At 33.7% G+C, this 11,104-nt stretch carries 11 protein-coding genes, 1 tRNA gene and 1 pseudogene; 9 read left to right on the top strand and 4 right to left on the bottom strand.

The annotated features are described in order from the left end of the window. Positions 1–3: 3 nt before the first annotated feature. Complete coding sequence (locus TZ01_RS05130) at positions 4–648, bottom strand: hypothetical protein (protein WP_048101843.1); 645 nt, start codon at positions 646–648, stop codon at positions 4–6. A 111-nt stretch (positions 649–759) separates the two neighbouring features. Here TZ01_RS05130 and TZ01_RS05125 point away from each other — a divergent pair. Next, positions 760–831: transfer RNA gene (locus tag TZ01_RS05125), tRNA-Cys, on the top strand. On the opposite strand, the gene TZ01_RS09420 is transcribed toward TZ01_RS05125, so the two are convergent. Beyond that, positions 803–1,666, bottom strand: coding sequence for a tyrosine-type recombinase/integrase (locus TZ01_RS09420; RefSeq protein ID WP_082180456.1), 864 nt, complete (start codon positions 1,664–1,666; stop codon positions 803–805). The two genes, TZ01_RS05125 and TZ01_RS09420, sit on opposite strands and share 29 nt — an antisense overlap. Before the next feature lie 457 nt (positions 1,667–2,123). Between TZ01_RS09420 and TZ01_RS09860 the strand changes: the two are divergent. Beyond that, positions 2,124–2,352 (top strand): annotated as a pseudogene (locus TZ01_RS09860) (IS256 family transposase); the annotation flags it as partial. 118 nt (positions 2,353–2,470) lie between these two features. Continuing rightward, positions 2,471–3,850, top strand: a complete 1,380-nt coding sequence (locus TZ01_RS05115; RefSeq protein ID WP_048101712.1) for an MFS transporter — start codon at positions 2,471–2,473, stop codon at positions 3,848–3,850. A gap of 264 nt (positions 3,851–4,114) precedes the next feature. Here the strand turns inward: TZ01_RS05115 and TZ01_RS05110 are convergent, their stop codons facing one another. Next, the gene (locus tag TZ01_RS05110) at positions 4,115–4,882 is read right to left on the bottom strand and encodes an MBL fold metallo-hydrolase (RefSeq protein WP_048101711.1); all 768 of its coding nucleotides are present in this window, start codon (positions 4,880–4,882) and stop codon (positions 4,115–4,117) included. A 122-nt stretch (positions 4,883–5,004) separates the two neighbouring features. Continuing rightward, positions 5,005–5,340, bottom strand: coding sequence for a hypothetical protein (locus TZ01_RS05105; RefSeq protein ID WP_048101710.1), 336 nt, complete (start codon positions 5,338–5,340; stop codon positions 5,005–5,007). Between the two features lie 100 nt (positions 5,341–5,440). On the opposite strand from TZ01_RS05105, the gene TZ01_RS05100 reads away from it, so the two are divergent. From TZ01_RS05100 to TZ01_RS05075, 6 genes are all read left to right on the top strand, one after another. Beyond that, positions 5,441–6,442 carry a M56 family metallopeptidase gene (locus tag TZ01_RS05100; RefSeq protein WP_048101709.1) on the top strand — a complete coding sequence of 334 codons (1,002 nt, stop codon included), beginning with the start codon at positions 5,441–5,443 and terminating at the stop codon, positions 6,440–6,442. A gap of 17 nt (positions 6,443–6,459) precedes the next feature. Continuing rightward, positions 6,460–7,125, top strand: coding sequence for a 16S rRNA methyltransferase (locus tag TZ01_RS05095; RefSeq protein ID WP_048101708.1), 666 nt, complete (start codon positions 6,460–6,462; stop codon positions 7,123–7,125). Positions 7,126–7,221: 96 nt separating this feature from the next. Continuing rightward, entirely contained in the window at positions 7,222–7,656 is a 435-nt protein-coding gene (locus TZ01_RS05090; protein ID WP_048101707.1) for a 30S ribosomal protein S15, read from the top strand. Beyond that, positions 7,656–8,990 carry a DHH family phosphoesterase gene (locus TZ01_RS05085; protein ID WP_048101706.1) on the top strand — a complete coding sequence of 445 codons (1,335 nt, stop codon included), beginning with the start codon at positions 7,656–7,658 and terminating at the stop codon, positions 8,988–8,990. Before TZ01_RS05090 ends, TZ01_RS05085 begins: the two co-directional genes overlap by 1 nt. Positions 8,991–9,027: 37 nt before the next feature. Beyond that, positions 9,028–10,188, top strand: coding sequence for an amidohydrolase (locus TZ01_RS05080; protein WP_048101705.1), 1,161 nt, complete (start codon positions 9,028–9,030; stop codon positions 10,186–10,188). Beyond that, entirely contained in the window at positions 10,175–11,104 is a 930-nt protein-coding gene (locus tag TZ01_RS05075) for an LD-carboxypeptidase (protein ID WP_048101704.1), read from the top strand. The genes TZ01_RS05080 and TZ01_RS05075 overlap by 14 nt, the downstream gene beginning before the upstream one ends.

Raw genomic sequence — 11,104 nt, 5'->3', positions numbered from 1 at the left:
GTATTACGAAATTAATGATTTTAATGTAATAAATTCCTTTTCATAAACATTTTTCCTTGAGAATTTTTCTGGGACCCTCGTAACATCATATTTATCCTCGATTAATGATATTCTGGCCGCAGAAAGGGCATTGTCATGGATCTTATGTGGTGTGCTTGTATTTTCCTCATTAACTATCATCAACGGTGCTATGTTCTTTAATTCCTTTATTATCATATCACGGTTTGGTCTATCGCCATTTCCAATTTTTATTGTTATATACTTATATATATAACTTTTGGATATATTCAAAACCTCTGTTTTTATTATCTGAATATTCGGGCACTCGTAAGCCTCCATTAGAACATTATCGGCCATCACCGCTATACCTGGTCTGGGGCCTGGATCTATTCCTATGATAACATTTTCAAACTTATCCTTAAATAAAAGGGTCGCAAGGCTCATCCTAATGGCTTCAATGGATGAATCGGCCTTTATCTGATTCGGGAGTTTAAATGTATCCCTGCTGGAACTAAGTATAACCTTTATATCCTTTGGGACGTTGTATAAATCAGTTATACTAAAAAAGGGTATATGCCATTTTTTTAAATCTCTTATAATGTCATGGTAAAATCTAAAATCATGAGTATAAATTCCTACCCTGCTCATCTGCTTTAATAATAATATCATTATTTATAAATTTTTATATTAAATTTATCACTATTTTTCTTTCGCTAACAAATAAAAAAAATAAATATAAAAACGCAATAGGGTAATACTGGATAGGTGGCAGAGAGGTCATGCGTGGGACTGCAGATCCCATTTACTTGGGTTCAAATCCCAACCTATCCTTACCGTCCAAATCATTTTGCTTTTGGCCATTTTCAAATAATTTTATTTTAGAAACTTCGTAAATTGCATCCTCCTGCGATGCATGGAGGTAGATCTGGGTCGATGATAAATCCTCGTGGCCAAGCAATCTGGCAACGTAGAAAACAGATAATCCCTTTTTTAACAATTCAGTTGCATATGTGTGCCTTGCCATGTGCGGATGGAACTTTACTCCGGAATTCATTGAGACCCTCTTGCATATCTTCCTGAAATAATTATATGACATTTTTTTACCGATTTTGGTTGTGAATAAATAATCCTTGTCGGATGATGTTTTCCCCGGAACCCTTTCAATTAAATAATCGTCTATTGCATTTTTAACCTCGCTAGGTAAATATATCTCCCTTTCTTTTTGTCCCTTTCCCGTCACAAATATCCTGTCATTTTTTACATCCTTTAATTTTAGGTTTACAGCCTCCCCGAGCCTTATTCCGGTTCCAAATAAAAGGTAGAATATGGCCCTCTCCCTGGAACCTTCCCTGGATGCCTCCATTAATAATTTGTTCTTTTCCTCCTCTGTGCATGTCTTAACAGTGTATGTCTCATATTCCTTAAAATATTTCAACGGTTTTTCATTTTTGTATAATAACCACCTGTTTATTATTTTAATATACTCATTTGCAGTTTTATTGCTCCTTGTATTCCATATATTCCTAACAAGTTCCTGAAGGTCCTCCCTATCCATGGATTTGGATTTATTTTCTATATATGGCATCCTCCTTAATGTATCATTTACCGTTGATGGCGAGAGCCTTAATTCATCTATTAAATAATTTTTAAAATCCCTGTAATCCATTTATAACACCTAATAATCCCTTAATTTGATTATCTCCAGAACTATAATGTCGCCCTTTTCTATTCCGAATCTTCTTCTTATTATAACCGGAATCACTATTCTGCCTATATCCTGGACTTTTGCCTGAAATATTGCTGTTGTATAATGATCATTAAATAAAACTAAAAGAATCTATTAAGCTTATATTATAATTATTATTTCAAGTGAAAGCTTTATTTTACGAATTTTTTTGATTTGTATAACCAGCAATATTTTTATATTATCCCTATCTTTATTCAAATTTATATTTAAGGGATAAAAAATTTTTAGAAAATGAATTTTTAAATTTTATATTAAACTGAATATTTAATTTAAAAGAACCTTAAATAAACATTTGATTAAATACAATAATTATCTATATTTATATTTTATATGCATTCTTTATATATATTTAAGTTTGTTTTAACATAAAATGACCATAACCATAAGAAATTCATTAAAATCAAATAATGAGGTAGAAAAAATGAATAAACAAGAAGGATGGTAAAAGTAATATCATCATTCCCTGATTATGACTCACAATGAATATATTCTATTTAAAATCATTAGATTTCAATTCAAAACACGCATTCAGAAAGATGAACGGATACTATAAATGCAATAATGATGAGATTAAAGAGATGTTCAATAAGAGGTACGCTTTATAAATATACAGAATATGGTACACAACAGAAAACTCTGGGAATTATATAAAATATATGCCATTATATTGGATTTTATATATTATATGGATTTCAATTAAATATCCATAAAATATATTTAAATATGGCTTATAATGCTTTAGATAATGCAAAAATGAACTCACTGCATAGAAAAATAACTGCGCTTTCTGTTGGTGGTACATTTTTAGATGGATATGATATTTCAATTATATCTGTTGCGTTAATAGTAATGTCCAAAACAGCCTTTGATCTTGATACCGATTTTGGAAAGGCAATGATTGCCGCGTCAACTACCATTGGTATGTTTCTTGGGGCAATTATTTTTGGATACATTACAGATCTTTATGGTAGAAGAACAATGTACATGTACGACATGGCATTATTTATCGTTTTAACAGCAATGTCTGCTTTTTCATGGAATTTTATATCTTTGTTTTCAATAAGATTTATACTCGGCCTTGGTCTCGGGGCAGATTATGCAATTGGTACCACAATTATCAGTGAGTTTTCTCCAGTTAAATACCGTGGCAAGCTCCTGGTTACAAATGTGCTTTCATGGTTCCTGGGAGCCGCTGTTGCTGCTCTTACCGGTTATTTCCTACTTTATCTTGGAAACCAGTCATGGAGATATATGTTTTTAATTGGTATTATCCCTGCTGCAATTATACTTGTTCTCAGGAGGGATGTTCCAGAATCCCCAAGATGGCTTAACAATAAGGGTAAAACTGAGGAAGCATCTGCAATTGAAAAAAAATTAACTGGAACATCTGATAATCTGGAAAAAATATCAAAAGATAGGACAAATCCCTTAAAAGAGCTGCTAAGCAAAAAATACATCAAAAGTTTAGCATTTATTGGGATATTCTGGTTTACCTTCGATGCCTCATTCTATGGCATAAGTATATTCAGCCCAACAATACTTGAACTGCTTGGATTAAAAGCCAGACTTGCTGTGCTTGGATCTGCTGTGTTTGATACCTTTGCCATTCTTGGAAGTCTAATAGCAATATTATTAATAGATAAAATTGGAAGAAAGGGTATAACAATAATAGGTTTCTCGGGCATGGCTATCTCACTGGGATTGCTGGGAATTATAACATTTTACATGCCAAATAAATCGGCATTCATAAGTGCTGGAATACCAATATTTGTTCTGTTCCTGGTATTTTATATCACAGAGGCAATAGGGCCTGGATCAACCGATTTTGTTTATCCAGTGGAACTTTTTCCAACAGAGGATAGGGCAACAGCCCAGGGGTTTGGAACATCTGTAAGCAGGATAGGTGCTATACTTGGTATAACTACATTTCCATTTATAGTGACAGCATATGGTTTCAGTGCAAGTCTTTTCTTCTTTACCAGTTTATCAATTATAGGATTAATGGCAACGATATTTCTTGGAACAGAAACCATGGGGAAATCCCTGGAGGAAATCAATAAAGAGGAGGTTAAGGAATCCATACTTGAGGCGGGGGCAAAATAAACTCATTTTTATAATAATAAATATTATATCAAATTTTATTCCTCTATTTTTAAAATTAACTATAAAAATTTCCTCATTAAAAATGTAATTTAAATTTTTCAACTCCCGGCAATTATGTACAATCACCAAAAAAAGATTTTACCGACCTATTATATGTAATAAACTATTTTTTATTTTAGTTTTTCAATAAAAAATTAGAATTTAACGTTATTAATAAAACACACATAAGTTTATTTTATTTAAATTAATAAAATATACATATCATCATTGCCCTGATAAAATAATATCATCGAATGGCATGATCATCTTTTCATCCCTTTTTTCATTAAGCAACGACAATGTACCATCTGTTAGATGCACAGGCACCAGTTTTTTAGCGCCACTTTCATTAAAAGCCCTCATTACCGAGGAATATGTTGAGTGCTTCCAGAAGCTTGCCGTTTCAGATTCAGAATCAGTATATGTCATTTCATGTAATAATAAATCGGCGCCCTCTGCTGCCAGTGATATTTGATCATTATACGCTGTATCACCTGTATATGTTATTATATTACCCTGATACTCTATTCTGTACATATTGTCCGGTATAACATGATTGCCTTGAAAAGCAACTATATAATCATATTCTGATTTTTCTATAAATCTTGATTTTATTTCATAAACCTCCTTACCATTATTTATCTCAACGTATTTTGATGTAATCCTAAATCGTTCATTATCTGGTGTGTTGTATATCTGCAGAATCCTCTCAGTATTTTTTTTAATACCGGGAGGCCCCATGATTATTAGCTCATCCTTAACATTTAAAGCACCACGGTACCAGAGTATTTCGGCCAGACCACCAAAATGATCCAGATGCATGTGGCTAATTAAAATCTTATCTATATTGGCCGGATTAATGCCATTTTCAAGCATGGACTCAATTGTATGGGGACCACATTCTATTAAAATATGATTATCTATTATCATTGAAACATTGCGTTTTCCAAATTCTATATGTGAGGACCAGTTTCCAAGAAATTTCAATCTCATCGTTTCACCACTATAAACTTTAATTCAAAGTTTATTTTCTATAATTTTAAAATAATTAATTATTTGCCATATATTTAAAATATATCTATATATTTTACATAAAAAATTTGCTTATTATTCGATTATTTTTTAAATCCCGTGACATTTGCTGCATAATCACCTATATAAGGTATAAAAATATCCTTGTTTATCGACGCCTCGTACCCTACATAGATGCCATAGAGCCAGACAATAGCTATCAGCAGATCAAATATATATAATAGTGGTAAAAATAAAGGCACCAAAAAATATGAAATAATATCAATTATGAATATCGCAATGCCGAGGAGTATTGCCTGCACACCGTGGAATTTCATCCTGTTATCATTTCCATACATAACATAAATGAGCACACCTGTTAAAACCGGAACCAGATATGCTATCAGGTACATTATTGAATTTTTATTTTCGTCTGACATTGTACGTTATTATAAGTCATATATATAAATTTTTATCCAAATTGACATCCACATGAATAATATTAATAATTAATTTATATTATATCATAGGTCAATTAACATGTATCAGCAACAAAGGAATAAAAACGAGGATTTTTTGAGAAAATCCAATGCTATATCAACAGTTTCACTTTTTATTCTATTTCTTGTTTACATCATATTATCAGAATTTAAATTTTCAGTATACACTGTAATAATAATGGTAGTTATAACAGCAATAAATATCATATTATTTACCTATTTTAAGTATAAAATACACATAGGATATAAGGAGGAAAATATAAATATAATGGATTATGTATCAAGTGATTTAAGCTGGAGATATTTAATATATTTATCACTTTTCTTTGTTGGTATGGTTCTGGTTGAAAATTTTGTTCTTATAATAAGGGAATACTCGTATATGATTGTTTTAAATGCCTTTATATTTTTCATATGGGCTTTATCATTAAACAATCCAATGGTTACATTATTAATTAAAAAATCGGTTCAGTTAAAAGATATTTTTATAGTGCATGAGGTCTCAGAATTATCACTCGAAATGGGTATAGAAACACCATCAATATATATTCTAAATACAGGCAACAGGATAGCAAATGCATTTGAAATTAACAGCAGGGAGGCATATGTTTTTATAACCAGTTATTTAATGAATATACTTGATTATAATGAGATAATAGCCGTACTTGCCCATGAATTATCCCATATAAAACTAAAGCATAACAGAAAAACAGCACTGATTAATTTCGGTGTATATATTATAGTAATAAATGTTGCGGCACTTGGATTTGTATTTAATATAGGAATACTTCTTGCACTTTCTCCATTCTTTTTTATATCCCTTATTGTATTCCTTTTTCTGATCATTCCTGCAATTAAAAGGAGAAATGAGGTGGCTGCAGATTTAAACGCAGTAAGGTATGTTAAAAAGGAATACCTTGAAAGTGCATTGATTAAAATATCAAACATTGAAAACATACCAGAAAATGTGATGAAATCATTAAGTCTGGATCATCCGGCCACATCAAAAAGAATTGAAATTATAGAAAAAAGTAAATCTTAATCGGCAATTATCCAGTTATGTTAAATCTTGTTGTTGCAGATGCGGAACTGCAGTTAATACCCGAACAAATGTTGGATGATCCAGCAATAAAGAAAATTGCAGCCAAAAACCATAAAAAACCATCAGAAATGTTACTTGACTCAAATTACATGCATACCTCCATAGATAAATATTTTCCGGGCAGGTCCACCAGAATGGGGCGCCCTGATATAATATATATATTTCTGGAGGTAGCCATGGAATCAATACTTAATAAAAGGGGGCTCCTAAGAATTTACATACATACAAAGGAAAATAAAATTATAGTAATAAATCCTGACGTGAGTCTTCCAAAATCATACAATAGGTTTACAGGCTTAATTGAGGATTTATTCAGGAAAAAGGAAATAAAGGTGGGCGGAAAGACATTATTATCCATGGAAAATGAGGATATAATAAGTTTCTTAAATAACACAGGAAAAAATACTGTGGTGCTCTCACCGCATGGTAAGTTTTCCAATCCATCTGATATAATAAACATGGATAATATCAATGTTGTTATAGGGGGATTTTCAGAAGGTGATTATGTTACAAATTTATATGACCATTTTAATTCATATTCCATATTTAAGGATGAATTAACCATATGGTCAGTGGGTATGGAGATAATTGCACAGTTTGAAAGATTTATCAAAGTTCTATAATAAATTTTATATGTAAAAATTAAAAAATATATCAGTTAGTTTATTATAAAAAACAAAAAAGATAAATTTATAGTTATAATACCGTTACAGATTATTATGGCACGAATGCATACACGTAAGAGAGGAAAATCCGGATCAAAAAGATTACAGCTTACCGAAAGGCCATCATGGCTGGTAACGGACGATGAAATTAAGGATCAAGTTTTGAAGATGAAAAAGGACGGGCTTTCAAAGTCAATGATAGGAATCAGGTTAAGAGATCAGTATGCAGTACCCGGTGTAAGACCTGTAATGCATAAGAAGATGTCCCAGATACTGGCAGAGAACGGTATTAAGGAGGATATACCTGAGGATTTATCATTCCTTATAAAGCGTTATAAAAATGTATCAAAGCACCTGCTTTTAAACAAAAAGGATATAAGCAACAGGCGTGGCAGGGATCTTATCATGTCCAAAATGCTTAGGCTTATAAGGTACTATAAAAGGACAGGAAGGCTTTCAAAGGACTGGTCTCTTGATAGAGTTCTGTGATGATAGAGGAAATCCTGGATAAAAAATTATACGATAATATCAATAAAGCGTGTGAAAAGGTTAGGGGCGAATCATATGTACGGGTGCTTGCACATAATGATGGGGATGGTGTAAGCTCCGCAATTATATTATTAAACGCACTTAAGAAATTAAATATAAAGTTTCATTTAAGTTTTGTTAAGAGCCTTGATAATGAGGGCTTCAGGCAGCTTTTTGAAGAGGAAAAGAACCCATTAACAATTGTTGTTGATGCAGGGTCATCACAGATTCCTGGTATAATAGATTATGATAATTATATCATCCTTGATCATCATTTTTATAATCCTGTGGATGGTATAAGGGGAATTAACATAAATATAAGGGATTACGGCATAAATGGCACAAGGGAGGCATGCGGTTCAACCATGGCATATATATTTTCACTTGTACTGGACGAATCCAACAGAAATCTATTCCCTTTTTTCCTTTCAGGTGTAACATCAGATAAACAGGATATAGGTGGTTTATCCGGCCTCAATAAAACAATTTACGATGCATATAATACATATAGCATTAAGCACACATTAAACCTTGAGGGAAATCTTGGAGATGCAATTACATACTCACTTGACCCCTTTTTTAATGGGCTCACAGGAAATCCAGATGCAGTAAGGGGTTTTTTGCAGTCACTTAATATTAATTTTGATAAGAATATTCTGGATCTTAACGATGATGAAAATAAGGTCCTTGCAAATGCACTGGCGTTAAAATTACTTGAGAATAATATTGGTTCTGACGGAATCAGGTATATTGAGGGTGACACACTCTATTATTCAGATCTTAATTTTACATCAAAGGAACTTGTTTCAATTATAGACGGAAACAGCAGGGTTGGTGAAAATTCACTTCCTGTCCAGTATTTTTTGGGTGATAATTCAGTAAGGTTAGAGATGCTAAATAATATAAAAATTTATAAAACCAAGTTAATAGATTACATATACCGTGCAAATTCAGAAATAACAGAAGAAAAGTATTTAAGGTATTTTTACGCCCCAGAATCCGAAATGGCAGGGCCAATTGCCGGCGCAATTGCACTCTACCTGATGAGGCCTGATAAGCCTGTAATAGGCTTTAATTCTGGAAATGATGATATCAAAATATCTTCCAGAGGGACCAGGGCCTTAATTGCCCGGGGATTAAACCTATCTGAGGTTATGTCCATTGCATGCAAAAAGGCAGGCGGTTCCGGCGGCGGTCATGATATAGCCGCAGGCGGTGTTATACCACCCGGAAGGGAAAAAATATTTATTGAGGCCGCCAGCGAGATAATAAAATCGCAGATACACCCATTGTAATTATAAATTTATTTAAGTATAATTGGCATTAACTGTTATGTATGATGATAATTTTAGGGAACTCATCCTGGATGTATCCAGTAAAATATACAATTTTGCAGAAATTGGCAGCCAGGAATATAAATCATCCAAACTTTTAATGGAAATTCTTCAATCAAAGGGATTTGTAATAACAAACCCATACCTTGGCATGGATACCGCATTCAGGGCAGAATATGGTATAGGTCATCCATCTGTTGGAATACTTGCAGAATTTGATGCACTTCCCAACGGCCATTCATGCGGCCATAATCTTATTTCTGCATGGGCCCTTGGCACGGCGATCAAGGTTGCACAATCTTTAAAGTCAGGCAGAATCGTGGTATTTGGCACACCCTCTGAGGAGGGCATAGGTCCATATGCTGGAAGCAAGGCCATAATGGCGGAAAAGGGTGCATTTAAGGATATAGATTTTGTAATGGGCATGCATCCGGATGACAGATGGGCTGTTGGATCAAAGGCACTTGCTGACGCCGAGATGGAATTTACATTTCTTGGAAAATCTGCCCATATGGCTGCCTCACCATGCTATGGAATAAACGCACTTGATGCCCTTGTTACCAGCTATACAGCAATTAATAATATGAGGGACTGGATAAAAAATGATAAGCATTCTGTCATAGGCATGATAATAAAGGAGGGTGGCAGGGCATCAAACGTTGTGCCTGACCGGGCCGTGCTTGAGGTGGATGTAAGGTCAAGCTCATCAGATTTCCTTAAAAAACTTGTTTTAAAAATAAAGAGGCTTGTCAGTTCTGTTTCAGAGGGTTTTGGAACGCAATTAATTATTAAGGACCTCATGCCGATGTATACAGAATATAAGCCTAACAAAACCATAGATTCCATACTGCTTAAAAATCTTAATAAATTTAATATAAACGCCTATAATATAGATAACGAAGAGGGATATGGCTGCGGCAGTACAGACGAGGCCAATGTGAGTTTAAGTGTGCCGACAGGGCATATTGATATGAAAATAGGAACAAACATACCCGGGCATTCCGATGAATTCAGGAATGCAGCAAATCCAAAGCGCGCAGCTAATAATCTATTTACGACAATAAATGTTGCATATAATTCTATTATGGAAATTTTGGAGAATCAGGAAACCTTGGTTAAAATAAAAAATGAATTTGGTGGTGATCATGGAGAGAATTAAGCCTCCGAAATTAAGGCCGGGGGATGAAATAAGGATAATAGCACCGGCCAGTGCACCTGATATGATCAGGCTGTCCAAGGGTATATCTAGGTTAAAGAAACTTGGCTACAGGGTAACAGTGGGAAAAAATATAAAGAAGCTTAACCAGAGAAATGATCTTGCAGCACCCGCAAAGGACCGTGCTGAGGAGTTAATGTCAGCCTTTAAGGATGATAATGTTAAGGCAATTTTCTGTGCAAGGGGCGGTTATGGGAGCATACATATACTATCACTACTTGATTATGATATAATACGTGATCATCCCAAAATATTTATGGGATACAGTGATATAACCGCACTGCATCTGGCAATAAACAGGAATGCAAATCTTATAACATTTCATGGCCCAATGGTTGCATCAGATATAGAGGATTTTGCAAAACCCAGTATAAAGGATTTTATGGATATACTAACAGGCAATTCCACAAAGATAAATATATACGAGGACCGGCTTATAAAATACATTATACCGGGAAATACGGAGGGCCTTTCAATGGGTACAAATATATCCCTTGTTGCATCACTTCTTGGTACAAATTATATACCGGATACAACCGGAAGAATATTCTTCATAGAGGATACCGATGTAACATCAGGTGACATAGACAGGTATTTCTTCAGCATGAAGCTTGCAGATATTGTGGATAAATTCAATGGTTTTGTCTTTGGTGATTTTAAGGCCATATTTGATAAGGAAGAGCCAATGCCGTCAATAGAGGATGTAATACAAAAATTTATGAACGAAATAAATAAGCCATCACTTTATGGTGCACCATTTGGGCATGGTGAGGAACAGATGATAATACCTTTAAATGCAATGGTCAGAATATCAGATGAGGAACCCTACATAAGCCTTTCTGAAAACGTTGTTGACTAA

It is taken from the genome of Acidiplasma sp. MBA-1 (assembly GCF_000949015.1).
Lineage (GTDB): Archaea > Thermoplasmatota > Thermoplasmata > Thermoplasmatales > Thermoplasmataceae > Acidiplasma > Acidiplasma aeolicum.
This window is presented reverse-complemented; position numbering and strand designations above follow the sequence as displayed.